This window comes from Streptomyces sp. NPDC057623, assembly GCF_042800355.1.
Lineage (GTDB): Bacteria > Actinomycetota > Actinomycetes > Streptomycetales > Streptomycetaceae > Streptomyces.
In genome coordinates this window covers 1-17132 of sequence record NZ_JBHVGZ010000053.1, presented here as the reverse complement: position 1 = coordinate 17132, position 17132 = coordinate 1, and the positions used below count along the sequence as shown (strand labels likewise).

General features: G+C 68.8%; 18 protein-coding genes and 1 pseudogene. 16 read left to right on the top strand and 3 right to left on the bottom strand.

The genetic code is table 11. The annotated features are described in order from the left end of the window. Positions 1-25 precede the first annotated feature (25 nt). From ACFU95_RS36415 to ACFU95_RS36395, 5 genes are all read left to right on the top strand, one after another. A complete protein-coding gene (locus ACFU95_RS36415) occupies positions 26-874 on the top strand; it encodes a PP2C family protein-serine/threonine phosphatase (protein ID WP_383837147.1) in 849 nt (282 codons plus the stop codon). Next, entirely contained in the window at positions 871-1878 is a 1008-nt protein-coding gene (locus tag ACFU95_RS36410; RefSeq protein ID WP_383837144.1) for an MASE1 domain-containing protein, read from the top strand. The genes ACFU95_RS36415 and ACFU95_RS36410 overlap by 4 nt, the downstream gene beginning before the upstream one ends. Positions 1879-2010: 132 nt before the next feature. Then, positions 2011-2982, top strand: a complete 972-nt coding sequence (locus ACFU95_RS36405; RefSeq protein ID WP_383837141.1) for an NAD-dependent epimerase/dehydratase family protein — start codon at positions 2011-2013, stop codon at positions 2980-2982. An 87-nt stretch (positions 2983-3069) separates the two neighbouring features. Next, positions 3070-3294: a hypothetical protein gene (locus ACFU95_RS36400; protein WP_383837138.1), complete on the top strand. Its 225-nt coding sequence runs from the start codon at positions 3070-3072 to the stop codon at positions 3292-3294. Between the two features lie 33 nt (positions 3295-3327). Continuing rightward, complete coding sequence (locus tag ACFU95_RS36395) at positions 3328-3753, top strand: DUF6233 domain-containing protein (RefSeq protein ID WP_383837135.1); 426 nt, start codon at positions 3328-3330, stop codon at positions 3751-3753. 41 nt (positions 3754-3794) lie between these two features. Here ACFU95_RS36395 and ACFU95_RS36390 read toward each other — a convergent pair whose 3' ends face one another. Then, positions 3795-4256, bottom strand: a complete 462-nt coding sequence (locus ACFU95_RS36390; RefSeq protein WP_383837132.1) for a hypothetical protein — start codon at positions 4254-4256, stop codon at positions 3795-3797. A gap of 329 nt (positions 4257-4585) precedes the next feature. On the opposite strand from ACFU95_RS36390, the gene ACFU95_RS36385 reads away from it, so the two are divergent. The 9 genes and pseudogenes from ACFU95_RS36385 (at position 4586) to ACFU95_RS36345 (ending at position 11827) form a co-directional block, all read left to right on the top strand. Further along, positions 4586-5743: a VanZ family protein gene (locus ACFU95_RS36385; protein ID WP_383837129.1), complete on the top strand. Its 1158-nt coding sequence runs from the start codon at positions 4586-4588 to the stop codon at positions 5741-5743. A 60-nt stretch (positions 5744-5803) separates the two neighbouring features. Next, entirely contained in the window at positions 5804-6190 is a 387-nt protein-coding gene (locus ACFU95_RS36380) for a hypothetical protein (RefSeq protein WP_383837126.1), read from the top strand. 128 nt (positions 6191-6318) lie between these two features. Beyond that, on the top strand, positions 6319-6792 hold the full coding sequence (locus ACFU95_RS36375) for a hypothetical protein (protein ID WP_383837123.1): 474 nt from the start codon (positions 6319-6321) through the stop codon (positions 6790-6792). A 185-nt stretch (positions 6793-6977) separates the two neighbouring features. Then, positions 6978-7539: pseudogene (locus ACFU95_RS36370) on the top strand (site-specific integrase); the annotation flags it as partial. A 410-nt stretch (positions 7540-7949) separates the two neighbouring features. Continuing rightward, the gene (locus ACFU95_RS36365; RefSeq protein WP_383837120.1) at positions 7950-9179 is read left to right on the top strand and encodes a helix-turn-helix domain-containing protein; all 1230 of its coding nucleotides are present in this window, start codon (positions 7950-7952) and stop codon (positions 9177-9179) included. A 55-nt stretch (positions 9180-9234) separates the two neighbouring features. Further along, positions 9235-9699, top strand: a complete 465-nt coding sequence (locus tag ACFU95_RS36360; RefSeq protein ID WP_383837117.1) for a hypothetical protein — start codon at positions 9235-9237, stop codon at positions 9697-9699. Continuing rightward, the gene (locus ACFU95_RS36355; RefSeq protein ID WP_383837114.1) at positions 9696-10214 is read left to right on the top strand and encodes a hypothetical protein; all 519 of its coding nucleotides are present in this window, start codon (positions 9696-9698) and stop codon (positions 10212-10214) included. Before ACFU95_RS36360 ends, ACFU95_RS36355 begins: the two co-directional genes overlap by 4 nt. A gap of 135 nt (positions 10215-10349) precedes the next feature. Next, entirely contained in the window at positions 10350-11471 is a 1122-nt protein-coding gene (locus tag ACFU95_RS36350; protein WP_383837111.1) for a hypothetical protein, read from the top strand. Beyond that, on the top strand, positions 11468-11827 hold the full coding sequence (locus tag ACFU95_RS36345) for an ASCH domain-containing protein (protein WP_383837109.1): 360 nt from the start codon (positions 11468-11470) through the stop codon (positions 11825-11827). Before ACFU95_RS36350 ends, ACFU95_RS36345 begins: the two co-directional genes overlap by 4 nt. 728 nt (positions 11828-12555) lie before the next feature. Here ACFU95_RS36345 and ACFU95_RS36340 read toward each other — a convergent pair. Continuing rightward, positions 12556-13005 (bottom strand): MarR family winged helix-turn-helix transcriptional regulator, encoded by a 450-nt coding sequence (locus ACFU95_RS36340; RefSeq protein ID WP_383837106.1) that lies wholly within the window; start codon positions 13003-13005, stop codon positions 12556-12558. 94 nt (positions 13006-13099) lie between these two features. Between ACFU95_RS36340 and ACFU95_RS36335 the strand changes: the two genes are divergently transcribed. Together ACFU95_RS36335 and mltG are read left to right on the top strand one after the other, a co-directional pair. Further along, entirely contained in the window at positions 13100-14914 is a 1815-nt protein-coding gene (locus tag ACFU95_RS36335; RefSeq protein WP_383837104.1) for an ABC transporter ATP-binding protein, read from the top strand. 43 nt (positions 14915-14957) lie between these two features. Further along, positions 14958-15806 carry an endolytic transglycosylase MltG gene (gene mltG, locus ACFU95_RS36330; RefSeq protein ID WP_383837101.1) on the top strand — a complete coding sequence of 283 codons (849 nt, stop codon included), beginning with the start codon at positions 14958-14960 and terminating at the stop codon, positions 15804-15806. A gap of 115 nt (positions 15807-15921) precedes the next feature. Here mltG and ACFU95_RS36325 read toward each other — a convergent pair whose 3' ends face one another. Further along, entirely contained in the window at positions 15922-17007 is a 1086-nt protein-coding gene (locus tag ACFU95_RS36325; RefSeq protein ID WP_383837099.1) for an NAD(P)-binding domain-containing protein, read from the bottom strand. Between the last annotated feature and the right edge of the window lie 125 nt (positions 17008-17132).

Sequence of the window (17132 nt, the reverse complement as noted above, 5' to 3'; positions counted from 1 at the left end):
CCGCACGAACCCGGGGTGTGATGCCATGGCCCATCGCCGCACCGATTCGGCCAGTGCCACCAGAGAGCTGCTGCAGAAGCTCGGGGATCTCACCGGCCGGATCCTGGACCAGATCAAGTTCCAGCAGGCACGCGTCGAGCTCGCCGCCGCGCTCCAGCGCCAGGTCCTCGCCGCGGAGCTGCCTGATCTGCCGTGCCTCCAGGCGGCCGGACGGTACACGCCCGCACGGGTCGGGCTGGACATCGGGGGCGACTGGTACGACGGCTTCGTGATGCCGGACGGCTCGGTGGGGTTCGCGATCGGGGACGTCCAGGGCCACGACGTGGAGGCCGCGGCACTCATGGGGCAGGTGCGGACCTGTCTGCGCGCCGTCGCGACCGCCACCACCGACCCGGCGGAGGTGCTCGGGCGCACCAACGACCTCCTCGTCTCGATGGCCACCGAGCTCTTCGTGACCTGCTCGTTCCTGCGCTTCGACCCGGCCACCGGGGAGCTGTGCGACGCCCGCGCCGGACACGTCCCGGCCGTCTGGGCCACGACCGACGGCCGCTGCGAGATCGTGCTGAACGAGGGCGGCCTGCCGCTGGGCATCCACGCCGGCGAGCACTACCCGTCGTCCCGCCGGCTGCTGACCGACGCGGGCGCGTTCGTGCTGTTCACCGACGGTGTGGTCGAGGGCCCCGAGTACCCGATCGAGGACGGCCTGAAGAAGGTGGCCGACCTGGTCGGCGGCGGCTGCTGCACCGACCCGGACGAACTGGCCGGCCAGGTGATCAAGGTGGCGGACCTCACCGGCCACAACGATGACGCCGCGGTCCTCGTCCTGCGTTACGGAGCGCTCGGGGAACGTTCGGGAAGCGGCGACCTGGGATGACTGAGACGGCGCCCGGTGCGCGGCTCCGGCGGTACAGCGCCGAGGGCCTCAGGCTCGCGGCCGTGACCGCCGCCTATTACGGCAGCGCCAAGCTCGGTCTCGAACAGCAGCTGGTACGCGGTCAGGTCACGCCGTTCTGGCCGCCCACCGGTATCGCCCTGGTCGCCCTGATGCTGTGGGGCCTTCGGATGTGGCCGGCCATCGCGCTCGGGGCGTTCGTGGTGAACGTGACGCTGGGGCCGTCGGTCCTCCCCGTCCTCGCCATCGCGGCGAGCAACACGATCGCCCCGGTCTTCGCCTTCCTCCTCCTGCGACGCGTGGGGTTCCGCATCGCTCTCGACCGGCTCCAGGACGCGCTCGCCCTGGTCTTCCTGGGGGCCCTGGCCGGGATGCTGGTCAGCGCGACGATCGGCACCGGTGTCCTGGTGGCCTCCGGAGCGCTCACGGCCCACGACTTCTGGCCGACCTGGTCGGTGTGGTGGACCGGCGACGCCATGGGGGTCCTCTTCATCACGCCGCTCCTGCTGGCCGCCCGCACCGCCCGCCTGCCCCGCGGCTCGCCCGTGCTGCGCTGGGCCGAGGCACTGGTCCTGCTCGGCGGCACGGCCGCGGTCACCCTGGTGGCGACCCGCACCTCGATCAACCTCCTCTTCCTCGTCGTCCCCTTCCTGGCCTGGGCGGCCTTCCGCTTCCAGCTCATCGGCGCCGCGCCCTGCGCGCTGATCGCCTCCCTCATCGCGATCTACGCGGGCGCCGTCGGCTCGGGCCCCTTCTCCGGCCACGACCTCCTCGCCAAGATGGTCATCCTCCAGGCCTTCAACGGCACGGTGGCGCTGACGGCCCTGCTGCTCTCGGCGGTCATCACCGAACGGAACCAGACCCTCCGGGCACTCCAGGGGGCCTGCGACGACCTGACGGAGGCACTGACCCAACTCGTCCCGGACCAGCCACCCGACGTACGCACGGAACGGCGCGGGCCGGTGGCCGGGGACGCGGGTTCCTGAGCGGGGGACGCGGGTTCCTGACCGGGGACGCGGCCGTGGCTGTGATCCACCAGTAATCCGACATCGCCCCCACACCGCCCCGGCATCGGCCCACCATTGATCCGACATCGATCCGACGTTGATTGGACCAGCATGCGCATCGTCGTCGTCGGCGGGAGCGGCCACATCGGCACCTTTCTCGTCCCCCGGCTGGTACGGGCCGGCCACGAAGTGATCAGCATCAGCCGCGGCACCCGCACCGCCTACGCCGATGCTCCCGAATGGCAGCAGGTGCGCCACGTCGCCGCCGACCGGGAGCGGGAGGACAGCGAGGGCACTTTCGGCGACAGGGTGGCGGCACTGACCCCGGACGCCGTCGTCGACCTGGTCTGCTTCACCGTGGAGTCGGCCACCGCACTGGTCGAACGCCTCCGCGGCGAGGTCGGACACCTGCTGCACTGCGGAACCCTGTGGCGCTACGGCCCCAGCGACAAACTGCCGATCTCCGAGAGCACGGGCACCGCCCCGGTCGGGGAGTACGGCATCCAGAAGGACCGGATCGCCCGGATGCTGAAGGAGGAGACCGCTTCCGGCGGCCTGGTGACCACGTCCCTGCACCCCGGGCACATCGTCGGCCCCGGCTGGCACCCGATCGGCCCCCTGGGAAACCTGGACCCCGCCGTCTGGTTCGCCCTCTCCGCCGGCCGGCCACTACAGATCCCCGGCACCGGCGCCGAACTGATGCACCACGTGCACGCCGACGACGTCGCACAGGCCTTCGAACAGGCCATCCGGCACCGGGACGCGGCAGCGGGAGAGGACTTCAACGTCGTCGCCCCCGCCGCACTGAACGTCCGCGGCTTCGCCGGTATCGCGGCCGGCTGGTTCGGACAGACCGCGTCGCTGGACCCGGTGACCTGGGAAGACTTCCGCCGGACCACGTCCCCCGAGCACGCCGGGAGCAGCTGGGAGCACCTCCACCGCAGCCACTGCCTCACCATCGAGAAGGCCAGGACCCGCCTCGCCTACGCACCGCGCTACGAACCGGAGGCCGCCGTGCTCGAGTCCGTGCGCTGGCTGATCGACCACGACGAACTGAAGGTGGCAGGCCCGCTCATCGCCTGACGGCGGGCGCCGCGGGAGCGACGGCGGTGCCGACGCCGATGCCGATGCCGATGGTGGAAAAAATCGAACACATGATTGAATTCAGCCATGGCCATGCGACCGTTCCCCGACGATCTCGTCCAGGCACAGCAGGAGTGGAGCCACACCTACCACCAGCTCGCCGAACGGCCCGGCCGAACCGAGCTGCGCCGGCGCCTGAACAAGCTGTCGACCACGGTTCTCTTCCACCCCTACTGGCAGAAGGACGGCAGAACACCAGCCGCGTGGTGGGAGCTGCGGACCCTGGGCCGCGGGGAAGGGAGCTGGAGGTGAGGAACTCCACCGCGGGCGACACCGGTACGGGCGATGGCCGCGCTACCGCCTGACCCACGACGGCTCCGGGCGATCCTGGCCTTCCTCGAGGACCGGATCGCCGAGAACGAGACGGTGGGCATCTACCTGCGCCTTCAGAGCGACGCGGTACGTGCGGCACTCGCCGGTACCGAGGAGCTCCCCCGCTCCCCGCGGGCACGCCCCGAACCTCCTCGGCGACACCGGCCGACGCCATCACCTGACCGAGGCACCGACCGCCGCCCCAGCTCGTTCGTCGTCCAGCAGAAACGCACACCCGACGGTCCGGAACCCGCCCTCATCCACACGACCGCCTGCACGATGACCGAAGGCACCGCCCACCCGATCCGGACCCACGAGGCCCGCGTCGCCCTCACCGACCCCAACATCGAACCGTGCGCGTTCTGCCGCCCTGACAACGAGTTGGGAATCCTGGACTAGCCGACGGGGGACCAGCACCGCCGACGGCACTCTCCGCCGGGTCAGCCTCCCGTCGCCGGGTGGGCTGCCCAGTGCGAGGAGAGCGCCGGCCACCAATGTGGATGCTCGTTCACCACATGAACCAGGACGGGAGCCGAATCGCGCAGCCTCAGGGCGAAGGACTGCCACCCCCGATACCCCTTCATCTCCGGGTTGAGCGCGTTGATCATCAGGCCGTAGTTCACCGTGTCGGCCAGCATGGCGGCGATGAGAAGAACCCGGGCACGCGCGTCCTCCTGCCTCGGCAGACCAGCACCCCCGAAGAAGCAGACATGCAACTCGGGTTGTGCCGCGATCAGGCTCTCGACGTGGTGCAGCCGTTCCATGCCGTTGTAGATCGCGGCCGCACCCGCGACGCCGTTGCTGATCGCTGTCTGCCGTGTGAGCTCACGCGTCTGCCAAGCCGACACAAGCAAAGACGCCACCACACCGATGGACGCGATCACCCCGAACATCTCGGCCACTTCGGTCCCCCCAGATCGAAAGTACCGGGGCATTACCCGCACCCGGAGATCCAGTAACGACGAATCGGGAGACAGAGCGACTGTCCACCAACAAGTGGGCCGCAGCCGCGAGTTACCCCTATCTCCCCCGCCGACCCAAGGCTTGGCAAAGGGGGTCCAACACGAAGTCGGCTACCTGGCCGCCTGCACACTGATCGCCCTCCTTCTCGGTGGCGGGGCATGGGCGCTCGCCCGCAGGCTGGGCAGCAGCAGCACTTACGGCGTGTGGTGGGCCGCCCTCATGCGTCCTCAACCATCAGTTCGGCGAGCCCTTCCACACGACGCAAGGGGTGTGGAACCTCGCCCTGACGGTGCCCGTCGGCCTCTTCGCTCTGATGGCCGCGCGTCGTCCGCTGCCCGTCCTGGTCGGGGTCGTCGTCCTGCCCCTGGGGATCGAGTTCACCCAGGCCACTGTGGACGGCCTGGGCCGCGTGTGTGACAGCTCGGACGCCGAGATGAACATCATCGGCGGGCTGGTGGGGCTGGCCGTCGCTGCGACCGTGCTCACGGTGCGCCGATCGCTCGACTGGCGGGCCGGCCTGAAAGGGGCACTCATCGCCTCCGTCGCGTTTCTGCTCCTCGGATCGGGAGTCGCGCGGCCGATGCTGGAGTTCACGAACGTGGACGGCACCGGCCTCTCCGCCTCCGGCCCCGACCAGAAGCGAGCCGTCGAGAACGCCGTGAAGGAGGCGTTCGGTGACCGGTACGCGATCGGCCAGTTGTATGAGCAGCCGTGCGTGGACCTGCCGTGCAGGAACATCATCTTCAATCTGTACAGCCGCGAGAAGGGCCATAGCGAGGCATTGGGCAACGGCAGCCTCTCCTGGCCGGATGGCAAGCACCTCAATGTGCTGCTGGAAGGCAGCGATCGCCCTACCGTCATGGGCTACCCGGTAACAGGAGCCAAGGCGCCCTCCACCGACCAGGAGGCCAATCAGGTGGCGCGGTCGTACGCCCAGCAGCACTACCCGTGGGCGAAGGACGCGAATGTGCAACAGACGTTCCCCGTGGGTGAGAAAGCCCAGCTGGGCTGGATGACCAACTGGCGATGGACCCACAGCGGCGTCCTGATGCCCAGGATGCTGGACGTCCAAGTCGACAGAGCCGGAAACGTCTCTCAGATCGACGTCACCCTCGGGCCGACCCACGTGAAACTCCCCAAGGCCAAGCTCGACGCCAAGCAGGCTGAGAACGCGGTCATCAAGGCGGTAACCGAACGCCTGCGGGCCAACGAGACCACTGACGCCACACTTGAAGTCAAAGCCTTCACCGTCAAAGCCGTGGAACAGGACGGCACGTGGGCACCACACTGGCTCGTGAACCTGACACAGAACACAGACAAGCAGGGAAATGCGACTCAGCTTCCGGACCCAGGCGAAACGTACCGCGTGAATGCCATCAACGGTCAGGTGTACGACTCCGGCGGGACTTCCATGAAAGTCCCCTGATGCTCTCCCCCGTGCCTTGAACGCACGATGCCGTCGGCCTCCGTCCTGGACGATGACCGCATGCGTTACTTCAACGGGACAGGTTGGCTCGCGATCTTCACCGGCACCGAGACGGCGATCGGTCGGACCGTGGACGTGGACGCCTGGGACGACGCGACGGGCGTGGCCCTCGTCGTCGATCCCCAGGGCGGCAGCCGACGGCCAGTCACTGACTACCCGGACTTCTCCCACCTGGAGCGAGCCGACCGGGTCGTGTCCGCCCTCCCCGGAGGCGGCTGGCGCGCGTACTGGAAGGACGAGGGGCCCGACAGCGGGCCCGTGACCGAGCAGGTGCTTGCATGGCTGATCACGTCGAAGGGACGAGCCACCCCGATCACCGTCGACGCCCACGGACATGTGGACGACGCGGAGAGCGCCGATCGCCTCATCCCTCCTGGGGAAGAGTGAAGCAGCCACCCCCGTGCCGCCGTCTCAGTTCCCGTCTCACCCGGACGCCGACGCCCGCATGATCACGGAAGTGTCCGGCCACAGCTGAGTAATTGGAGCTGTCCCTGGCGTGGCGGAGGATGGTGCTCATGTGCGCTCTTTTCGACCCTCCCGAGCCTCGCCGCGTCTCGCCGGGCGAGTACCTGGTGTGGGACCAGGCTCTCGCCCTTCTGAACCGGGACCTGGCGGTGACGCTTCCCCGGCTGGACCCCCTGCAACTGCTCGCCCTTCCGTCCTGCGATGCGGATGAGCCGGAGAACGTCTACGTCGCCATGGCCAACGGTGAGTGGCACGGCAATCACCTGGACCCGAACTCACAGGACAGCCTTGCCTCTGCACTGGCGAGCGTCGCCGATGCCGCGCAGGAGACCGTCATGGAGCTTCTGTGGCAGGCGTGGCCCCTGTGCCCCGAGCATGGCCTGGGCATGCATCTGACGGAGGATGCGCAGGAGCGACTGTCCTGGTGGTGCGCGGGAGAACGGTTGCGTCGCGGCCCGGCTCATATCCACACGGCCGTGGGCGCACTCGACGCCTTGGGAGAGTCGCCCCGTACACGGTCCTGAAACCGTCGTGGCAGCGATGTCACCGTGGGTTCAAATCCCACCGCCTCCGCTCGCTGAGATGCTCGGCTACGGCCTCTCCAAGACCAAGATGCTGGTCCTGACGGGAGAGATCCGCTCCATCAAGGATGGCCGTAACCGCCGCGTCCTGCCCTGAAAAACAGCTTCGCCACGTACGTCTGGGTCGACACGACAAGTGGATCAAGCTCCACATCGAGGCCAAGAAGGGGCCGGTGGCCACTCGGCACGCACCCTTGCTGCCTTCCTCACGTACTGGCTCAACGAGATCGTCAAGCCGAACCTCGCGCCGCTGACGTACGTCTCGTACGAGGGGTCCGTGCGGCTCTACATCAACCCTCACCTTGGTGCGAAGCGAATCGACAAGCTCACGGTCCGTGACGTACGCGAGTGGATCAACCAGCTCGCGGCCACCTGTCAGTGCTGCGCCCAGGGCAATCAGTGATCACCTGTTCGCGGCCTGAAGTACGGCACCCCGATCGAGCCGGGCAACCTCACCGCATGTTCGCCCTGCGGGCTCGCCGCGCCGGGGTCCGGGTCATCCCGCTGCGGAACACCCGGCACACGTGCAGCTCGCTCCTGGTCGCGCTCAAGGTGCACCCGAAGGTGGCGCAACGAATCCTGAGGCATTCTCAGATCGCAATGACGATGGAGGTCTACCCCGAAGCCAGCGAGGAGGAAGTGCCCGCCACGATCGGCAAGCTGTCCGACGCCATGGGCGGTAGCGGCTGACACGGTTGCTGTACTTCGCTGCTGCACGGCACGAAAAAGCCCCCTCCGGAATGATCCCGAGGGGGCTTTGACCTGTGTGCACTCGGCAGGATTCGAACCTGCAACCTTCTGATCCGTAGGATCGGGCAACCCGTTGGGAGAGGGCTCCGCCTTCTCCTGAACTGATCGTTGACAGTGGCGACCGACGGTCTCTGTGTGCCGTCGTTGCCGTCAGGGTTGCCGTCACCTTCGGGTCCCTGTGATGCCTGATGCAGGGGCGTCCTCGCTCGTTCTGAGCACTTCCTGACCTGTAGCACTGCACACGCGGCGCGCGGCCTGGGTACCGTCAAGGGTAGAAGCCCCGACGGATGGAGCACGATGCCTCGCCGCCCTCTGGACCGCCGGCGCCTCACCGATAGGAGGGCGCGCTGATGCTGGAAGAAGCCGAAGAGATCGGCCGTCGTGTACGCCGCGCACGGCTCCGTCTCGGCAAGACTCAGGCCGACCTCGCTGCCCCTCTGGGCAAAACGCAGGGGTGGGTCTCGAAGATGGAACGCGGACACATCGAGCTGGACCGTGTCGGCCTGCTCAACCTGATCGCCTCGGAGCTGCACGTACACCCGAACGACCTGATCGGGCGGCCGTACAACAGCTCCCCGGCAGAGAATCAGTGGCAGGTCTCGGCCGCAGCCATCATGCGCGAACTGCGTCGCTACGACCTCACCCCCGTCTTCGACGGAACGCCCCGCCCCGCGCGCCAGCTCTGGCAGGAAACCACTCGTCTTCACCGCCTGCGTGACGCTGCCGCCAACGTGGCGATCATGGAGGTTCTCCCCGACCTGTTCCGTGAGGCACGTGCCCTCGCCGAGGTCTCCACGGGGCATGAACGGGAAGAGGCGTTCTCGATCTACGCCGTGTGCTGCAAGTTCGCCCACACCTCCGCGCACGCGCTTGGTCACGGTGAGCTGATCGCCATGGCGTGTGAGCGGGCCGCTTGGTCTGCCCGGCTGTCCGGCGACGCTGTCATGCCTGCCATCGCCGACTGGATGCGTGTCTGGGATATGTGGGCCACGGCGGACTGGGACGACGCCATTGCCCTGTCTGACAAAGCGATCCGCAGCGTGCAGCAAGAGTATGACCAGGGTGAACCGCTGGCCGTACGGGCGTGGGGGTCCCTGCAACTGCGCGCGGCCGTCTCGGCTGCACGGAGTGGTCGCAAGGCCGAAGCGAAGGACCGGATCAAGCACGCGCGGGGTGCGGCCAAGCGGATGACAGAAGCCGTCGGCCCTCCGGTCTACGACCGCCACAGCACGACCTTCTCGCCGGGCAACGTGCAGATCCACGCGATCAGCGTCGCTCTGGAGATGCATGAGCAACGCGAGGCCCTGTCGATAGACCGGCGCACGAGCAAGGCCCTGGTCGAGTCGCTTCCCAACTCCCGTCAAGGGCATCACCACATGGACCTGGCCCGCGCTTGGCTGTGGGACGGGAACCGCGACAAGGCGCTGAAGCAACTGGAGAAGGCCGAGCGCATCGCCCCCCAGCTCGTCCGCAACCACCCCATCGCCCGGTCCACCCTGCGCAGCATCGTGTACGCCGAGCGGGCCGGCACCCGTGAGCAGTTGCGCCGCATGTCAGACCGCTTCCACCTCGACGGATGAGGGTCGTATTCCTGCGGTTCATATTGGGCCATGGAGACCTTCATAGCTTCGAGGCATGGCCGAACAGACCTCGAAGCAACTTCCCGCGCGGGGCGCCGAGTTAATCCCTGGCGCCCCGTTTCACCCTCGCCTTGGCGACCTCGCTCTCGACCTCGCCAAGGGCGGAAAGATCGGCGTGTGCGTCGCCCTGCCGAGCGAAAGCTCTGCGTCGTACCAACTGCGTCCGCCTGGCGGTGGTGAGGACTGGCGGGCCAGGTCCGACGGACAGACCTTGCGCCCCGTGCCCGTGCCGGTCACGCATGTCACCCCCATGCAGCGGGACGCCGTCTACGACCATCGCGCACAGCAGTCTGCGCTAGCGGTCACCGTGCACTACGAGGACGGCGGCACCTGCGACACGATGCTCGTGCTCACCCCGGCGCAAGTTGAGCTGTACTACAGCCAGCTCGGCAAGCTGATCGGGGCGAGGCAAACGGCTCGGGAGCATGAGCAAAAGTCGGCTCGGGAGCATGAGCGGTGAGGCAGGCCGTGCTGATGCTCGCTCCGCCGACCTCTGCACGTCCCCCGATGCCGCCGCCCGTCGCCTTCCGCTGTGAGGCGACGGCCCACGATCTCAGCGGCACCCGCGAGGTTCTGCTCGCCACCTACCGCGGCCGGTCCCCGCGTCTCGCCACCCGCTGGCTACGCGCCCAGGCATACCGCCTCGCCCGGCTGCTGTCCCCGGATCCCGAGGCCGTGTTCCTCCAGGACACGTCTCTCGTCACCACACAGCCGGACGTTCCTCGCCCTGATGGCGAACTGCGCGCGTGGGCCGACAACGACCAGGCTTACGAGCACGCGTTACGCGCTCTCGCCACAGGCCGCGCGTTCGTGTTCACCGTGACGGACTACGACGCCCGGTACTCCCTCCGGGTGTATCCGCTGCCCACACGCCGCCCGGCACTCCCGCAAGCCCCGGTCCCGTCCGGGTGCCCACCCCATTCCTCGACGGGGAAGGGCCGCCACCGGAGGCCACGGGGACGGCGCACGCCGTGATGCCCCCCGCCCCCGCGTCCTTCCTGGTTACCCCCCGGCGCGGGGCGGGCTCAACGCCCAACCGGAGCTCTACCGCTCAACGCACACTCGTCGCTCTGCGGCGCAGTCCTGCCCATCTACCGAGGGGAAGACGCGGTGACCACCTATCCCGTATCGCCGAACACCGTGCTGGCCAACGCGCTCACGAGCGCTGAGGACCTGCTCAGGCCGCACATCGTCAATGTGGCTCCGGAGCGGATCGTGTTCGTGGTGGGAACGCAGATCAACGGAGCACCGCACATCGGGACGTCACTGGTCCAGTCGCTCACGTTTGCCACTGCGGCCCGTATCCGGGAGAGGTTCGAGGTGCCGGCCGAAGTCCAGTTCGGCGCCCTGGACAACGCTCCGTACGCCATCGTCACTGACGAGGAGACCGGTCACCGCTATCAGCGCGCTTACGCTCACGCCCTGGGCGCGGCTGGCATCGCGGAGCAGGTCGACAGTCTGTACCGCCCGCTGTTCACGGCCCTGTCGGAGCGTTTGGCCGTGCCGTACTCCGTCGAGACCTACAGCCAGCAGCAGGCGGGCGAGTACTTCCGCCGTACCTGGCTGCGGGTGCTGCCTCGAATGGACGCCGCCCGCTGGTACCTGTCTCCGTCGTCCGGCGTTCCGCACGTCCGTGTCCCCTGCCCACGGCCGGGCTGTGGGTGGGCCGAGAAGTACGCCGAACGAACCCATGTCCGTGTCGACGGCTTCGAACGAGCGACCATCTCGGCCGTGTGCCTGCACCATGGCGCCTACGAGGTCGTCATCGAACCGACGAACGGCGGTTACCTGGACCTGGCCACGCTGTACCGGAACCTGGTCAAGGAACTGGCCATCACGGGAGCGGCCGGCACTCTGCACGTCATGGTCAAGGGCAGTGACTGGATGCCTGGTTGCCTCCTCGTCGACGGCGCCCTACAGGCTGTCGGCCTCACGCGTGGACAGCTGCCAGCCCGGCTGTTCTGCCCCCAGGTGGTCACGGACACGGGCGCGAAGCTGTCCAAGTCCCTCATCCGGGAGGGCCGCGCGTCCCTGCCCGAAGGGGCAGCGCCGTGGATGCTCGACACCCGAGAATGGCCGGGTTCGTTGACTGAGTACGTCGACCGCCTACTTGCCCTGACCGAGGTGTTACTCGCCGACCCTCGCCACTTCTTCCGCTCGTACTCGGCCGGCGAACTTGGTCGGCTGATGACCACCGCAACACCAGCACCTAGGAGCGCTCCCGCCCCATGACGGAAACTGCCGCTGCTCGCGTCCGCGAGCTGAACCTCTACCGCCGGTACTTCGATCTCGTCGCCGCTGGCCACAAGACGATCGAGGTCCGGGTGAAGTACCCCCACCTCGAAGACCTCACGGCCGGAGACGTGATCCGCTTCCGCATCAAGGGCACGGACGAGACATGCGACGTCCTGGTGAAGCGGGTGACGGAGTACTCGACGTTCGAGGAACTGCTCGACGGTGAAGGCCCGGCGAACGTCAACCCTGCATCGAGTCGTGAGCAGCAGCTCGCCAACATTCGCGAGATCTACCCCGCAGAGAAGGAAGCCCTCGGCGCACTCGCCATTGAAATCGAGTTGCTGCCCCAGTAAGCCCGCCGTACTCGTCCTGAGAGGACGTACGGCTTCCCCAGCGCCCGCCGCTCGTCACCCGTGATACGAGCGGCGGGCGCCATCCATGTCTCCACCGTCCCGGCATCAGCCACGGAAAGTCAGCCACGACGGCGGGGGCGCCAACTGAGCACGCGTCACGTGTGTTTCCAGCAGCCCCGTACCGGCCTGAGCCACGCTTCATCGCTGCGTTCCGGGCCGCGCCTCGATCCGACCTGGGCGTTGCCGACGTGGCCTGTTCGTCGGGCTCGACTCGGTTGTGTGGTCATGTGGCTTGGAACGGTGGACAGTTGGGCGGCCTGGTCGTGCTTGGTGAGCGTCGGCCTGGTCCTGGTGCTCGGAGTGGTCGGGTTGCTTCCTCGTCTGGCTGTCCGCCCTGGCGATGCTGCGCGCTGAGCGGGTGGGGGCCGCCGGAGCGGTGGCGAAGACATGGAGCGGCGGGGGGCCCTTGCCCCCCGCCCCCCCCGGCCCCCCCCCCCCGGACGCCCCTCTCCCCCCCCCAAAACCCCCCCAACCCCCCCTCCCCCCTCCCCCTCCCCCCCCCCCACCCCCACCCCACCCCCCCCCAAAAAGACACCCACCCGCCCCCCCCGGCCCGTTTCGTCGGGGCGGACGCCGCTCAGCAGCCCCCTTGGCGGCGCCCCCTCAGGAAGGCCGCTCGGCAGGGCGCGTCAACAACGCCCGTCAACAACGCCACTCAACAACGCCACTCAACAACGCCGCTCGACGGCCCCGTCGATCAGCGCGTCCAGCAACCCGCCCAGTACCGAGCGCTGTTCGTCCGTCAGTGGCGCCAGAATCTCCTCCGCCGCCGACCGGCGCGCACCGTGCAGCTCCCGCAGGGCCCCCTGTCCGTCGTCGGTGAGTTCGATCCGGATCACCCGCCGGTTCGTCGGGTCCGGCACCCGCCGCACCTTCCCGCTCGTCTCCAACCCGTCGACCAGGGTCGTCACGGCGCGCGGGACGACCTCCAGGCGCTCGGCGAGGTCGGCCATCCGAGGTGGTGAGTCATAGTGCGCGAGCGTGCGCAGCAGGCGGGACTGGGCCGGGGTCACGCCGAGGCCGCACTCCTGAAGGTGCCGTTTCTGGATCCGGTGCACCCGACGGGTGAAGCGCAGCAACTGCTCGGCGAGCGGGCCGTCGGGATCGGGCATGGTCATGCGGGAACAATATCAGGACCACGTTCATTGTGAGTATAGGTAACAATGAGCTAAGCTCCGTCAGCCCGCATCACCACACCTCCCGTAGGAGCCCATGCACCCCGACAACGAACCCACCTGGACGCCATCCGCCGCGGAGAACGCCGACGAGAAGCCGCAGCCCCGGCAGGTGCGCCGCATCCTGAAACTCTTCCGTCCGTACCGCGGACGCCTGGCCGTCGTCGGCCTCCTCGTGGGCGCCTCGTCGCTGGTCGGCGTCGCCACGCCCTTCCTCCTCAAGGCGGTCCTCGACGTCGCGATCCCCGAGGGCCGCACCGGCCTGCTCAGCCTGCTCGCGCTCGGCATGATCCTCAGTGCCGTGCTGACCAGCGTCTTCGGCGTGCTCCAGACCCTGATCTCCACGACGGTCGGCCAGCGCGTCATGCACGACCTGCGCACCGCCGTCTACGGCCGCCTCCAGCGCATGTCGCTCGCCTTCTTCACCCGCACCCGCACCGGCGAGGTCCAGTCCCGCATCGCCAACGACATCGGCGGCATGCAGGCCACCGTCACCTCCACGGCGACCTCCCTGGTCTCCAACCTCACCAGCGTGGTCGCCACGATCGTCGCGATGCTCGCCCTCGACTGGCGGCTGACGGTCGTGTCCCTGCTCCTGCTGCCCGCCTTCGTCTGGATCAGCCGCCGGGTCGGCAGGGAACGCAAGAAGATCACCACCCAGCGCCAGAAGCAGATGGCCGCGATGGCCGCCACGGTCACCGAGTCGCTCTCGGTCAGCGGCATCCTGCTCGGCCGGACGATGGGCCGCTCCGACTCGCTGACCAAGGCGTTCTCCGACGAGTCCGAGCAGCTGGTCGACCTCGAAGTCCGGTCGAACATGGCCGGCCGCTGGCGCATGTCCGTCATCGGCATCGTCATGGCCGCCATGCCCGCCGTCATCTACTGGACCGCCGGCATGGCCCTGCAACTCGGCGGCCCGCAGGTCTCGATCGGCACGATCGTCGCCTTCGTCTCGCTCCAGCAGGGCCTGTTCCGCCCCGCCGTCAGCCTGCTGTCGACCGGCGTCCAGATCCAGGCCTCGCTCGCGCTGTTCCAGCGCATCTTCGAGTACCTCGACCTGCCCGTCGACATCACCGAGCGGGAGGACGCCGTCCACCTCGACGGCATCAAGGGCGAGGTCCGGTTCGAGAACGTCGAGTTCCGGTACGACGGCAGGAGCGGCCCGATCCTCGACGGCATCGACCTCACCGTCCCGGCGGGCGGCAGTCTCGCGGTCGTCGGGCCGACCGGCGCCGGGAAGTCGACGCTGGGCCACCTCGTGCCGCGGCTGTACGACGTGACCGGCGGCCGGGTCACCCTCGACGGGGTCGACGTGCGCGACCTCGACTTCGACACCCTCGCCCGCGCGGTCGGCGTCGTCTCGCAGGAGACGTACCTCTTCCACGCCTCGGTCGCCGACAACCTGCGTTTCGCCAAGCCGGACGCCACCGAAGAGGAGATGCACACGGCGGCGAGGGCGGCCCAGATCCACGACCACATCGCGTCCCTGCCCGACGGCTACGACACGGTCGTCGGCGAGCGCGGCCACCGCTTCTCCGGCGGTGAGAAACAGCGCCTGGCCATCGCCCGCACCATCCTGCGCGACCCACCGGTGCTCATCCTCGACGAGGCGACCAGCGCACTGGACACCCGCACCGAACACGCCGTCCAGGACGCCATCGACGCCCTGTCCGCCAACCGCACCACCCTCACCATCGCGCACCGCCTGTCCACCATTCGGGGCGCCGACCAGATCGTGGTCCTCGATGCGGGGAGCGTGGCGGAACGGGGTACGCACGAGGAGTTGTTGGAGCGGGAGGGGCGGTATGCGGCGCTGGTACGCCGAGACGCCCAACTGGAGCCGACGGTGTGACGTTATGCCGGGTTTGTGAGCATGTGCGGGTTACCGTGCCCGCATGCACTTGAACACTCCGTCACGGAGCACGATTCGACTGACGCGCCGGGGCCGTATCGCTCTCATCGCCGCCGGCGCCGTCGTGGCCGGCACCGCCGTGGCGGTGCCGCTGCTGAGTCCGGGTGAGAAGGAGCCGAAGCCCACCACGCTGGTGATCCCGGAGGGCTGGCGCGCGAGCCAGGTCTACTCCGCTGTCGACAAGGCCCTCACCCTGCCGCCCGGGTCCACCAAGAAGTCCCTCGGGCAGCTCGACCTCAAACTGCCGAACGACGCCGACGGCAACCCCGAGGGCTACCTCTTCCCGGCGACGTATCCGCTCGAACGCGACGGCAAGAAGGCGACGCCTGACTCCCTGCTCTCCGCCATGGTCGACACCGCCAACAAGAGGTTCAGCGGCGCCCCGATCGCGGCCGGAGCACAGCGCAACGCGATGAACGTCTACCAGGCCGTCACCATCGCGAGCATCGTCCAGGCCGAGGCCAACACGAAGACCGACATGGGCAAGGTGGCCAGGGTCGTCTACAACCGGCTCGAACGCGGTATGCCGCTCCAGATGGACTCCACCATCAACTACGCGCTGAACCGCTCCACGCTCAGGACGAGCGACGCCGACACCCGGATCGACAGCCCCTACAACTCCTACCAGCGCATGGGCCTGCCGCCCACGCCGATCGCCAACCCCGGCGAGGAGGCGATGCGCGCCGCGATCAATCCGGCCGCGGGCGACTGGCTGTACTTCGTCACGGTCAAGCCGGGCGACACCCGCTTCACCGCCGACTACGCGGAACACCAGCGCAACGTCGTCGAGTTCAACGCCCGGCAGAAGACGAGCGCCAAGCCGACGAAGTGAGCCGACGGCGTGCCAAACGGACTTCGTGCGCTCGGCCGGCGGGTGGCCGGGCGGAGACCCTCGGCCTGCCCGGCCGTCGGGTCGTCCGGTGGGCCCCGGTCCTCCGGCCGAGAGCTCACGCGGCCAGCGGCTCCCGCGCCAGCAGCCGTCTGATGTCCCGTACGGCCGCGCGCCCGGCGCGGTTGGCGCCGATCGTGCTGGCGGACGGGCCGTAGCCGACCAGGTGGATGCGGGGATCGGCGACCGCGCGCGTCCCCTCGACCCGGATACCGCCGCCCGGCTCCCGCAGGCGCAGGGGGGCCAGATGGTCGATGGCGGCCCGGAATCCGGTCGCCCACAGGATGACGTCGGCGTCGACGTGCCGACCGTCCTGCCACTCCACGCCGTCCGGGGTGATCCGGTCGAACATGGGCAGGCGGTCCAGAACCCCCTCCGCGAGCCCCTCCCGGATCGCGTCGTTCAGGGGCAGCCCGGTGACCGAGACCACGCTCTTCGGCGGCAGCCCCTGCCGGACCCGCTCCTCGACGAGCGCGACCGCCGCCCGGCCCACGTCCTCGCTGAAGGGGCCCTCGCGGAACACCGGCGGGCGCCGTGTGACCCACGTCGTGGCCGCCGCGTGCCGGGCGATCTCCAGTAGGTGCTGGGTGCCGGAGGCCCCGCCACCCACCACGACGACCCGCTGCCCGGCGAACTCCTCCGGCCCGGGGTACCGGACGGTGTGCAACTGCCGCCCCCGGAACGTCTCCTGACCGGGGTAGCGCGGCCAGAACGGCCGGTCCCAGGTGCCGGTCGCGTTGATCAGCGCCCGCGTCGACCAGGTCCCCGCCGAACTCTCGACGAGCAGCCGCCCGTCCGGGCCCTCCCGGACGGCCCGTACGTCGACGGGGCGCCGGACCCGCAGGTCGAAGGTCTGCTCGTATCGGTCGAAGTACTCGGCGATGACCTCGGACGACGCCCGCTCGGGATCGGCGCCGGCCAGCTCCATGCCGGGCAGCGCGTGCATCCCGTGCACCTTGCCGTACGTCAACGACGGCCACCGGAACTGCCAGGCGCCGCCAGGCCCGGGGGAGTGGTCGAGCACGACGAAGTCGCGGTCCGGCTCGAAACCGGATCGCCGCAGGTGATAGGCGCTGGACAGGCCGGCCTGACCAGCGCCGATGACGACGACCTCGACTGCTTCGACCACCTCGGCATTGTTCACGCTTCTACTAACCCCCGAAGGGGTGCGGATCTTCCCCCGTTACCTTCTAGACGGCCCCGATCTTGGGGCTCCCGGCCTTCTGGCCCGGCATGACTTTTGCCCCCTGTCGACCATGACCCGGGGGG

What these genes read in the sequence shown, in the direction of transcription:
- ACFU95_RS36415 (WP_383837147.1), top strand. Translation starts at nt 26, where the DNA reads ATGGCCCATCGCCGCACCGATTCGGCCAGTGCCACCAGAGAGCTGCTG.
- ACFU95_RS36410 (WP_383837144.1), top strand. Translation starts at nt 871, where the DNA reads ATGACTGAGACGGCGCCCGGTGCGCGGCTCCGGCGGTACAGCGCCGAG.
- ACFU95_RS36405 (WP_383837141.1), top strand. Translation starts at nt 2,011, where the DNA reads ATGCGCATCGTCGTCGTCGGCGGGAGCGGCCACATCGGCACCTTTCTC.
- ACFU95_RS36400 (WP_383837138.1), top strand. Translation starts at nt 3,070, where the DNA reads ATGGCCATGCGACCGTTCCCCGACGATCTCGTCCAGGCACAGCAGGAG.
- ACFU95_RS36395 (WP_383837135.1), top strand. Translation starts at nt 3,328, where the DNA reads ATGGCCGCGCTACCGCCTGACCCACGACGGCTCCGGGCGATCCTGGCC.
- ACFU95_RS36380 (WP_383837126.1), top strand. Translation starts at nt 5,804, where the DNA reads ATGCGTTACTTCAACGGGACAGGTTGGCTCGCGATCTTCACCGGCACC.
- ACFU95_RS36375 (WP_383837123.1), top strand. Translation starts at nt 6,319, where the DNA reads ATGTGCGCTCTTTTCGACCCTCCCGAGCCTCGCCGCGTCTCGCCGGGC.
- ACFU95_RS36365 (WP_383837120.1), top strand. Translation starts at nt 7,950, where the DNA reads ATGCTGGAAGAAGCCGAAGAGATCGGCCGTCGTGTACGCCGCGCACGG.
- ACFU95_RS36360 (WP_383837117.1), top strand. Translation starts at nt 9,235, where the DNA reads ATGGCCGAACAGACCTCGAAGCAACTTCCCGCGCGGGGCGCCGAGTTA.
- ACFU95_RS36345 (WP_383837109.1), top strand. Translation starts at nt 11,468, where the DNA reads ATGACGGAAACTGCCGCTGCTCGCGTCCGCGAGCTGAACCTCTACCGC.
- ACFU95_RS36340 (WP_383837106.1), bottom strand. Translation starts at nt 13,005, where the DNA reads ATGACCATGCCCGATCCCGACGGCCCGCTCGCCGAGCAGTTGCTGCGC.
- ACFU95_RS36335 (WP_383837104.1), top strand. Translation starts at nt 13,100, where the DNA reads ATGCACCCCGACAACGAACCCACCTGGACGCCATCCGCCGCGGAGAAC.
- mltG (WP_383837101.1), top strand. Translation starts at nt 14,958, where the DNA reads ATGCACTTGAACACTCCGTCACGGAGCACGATTCGACTGACGCGCCGG.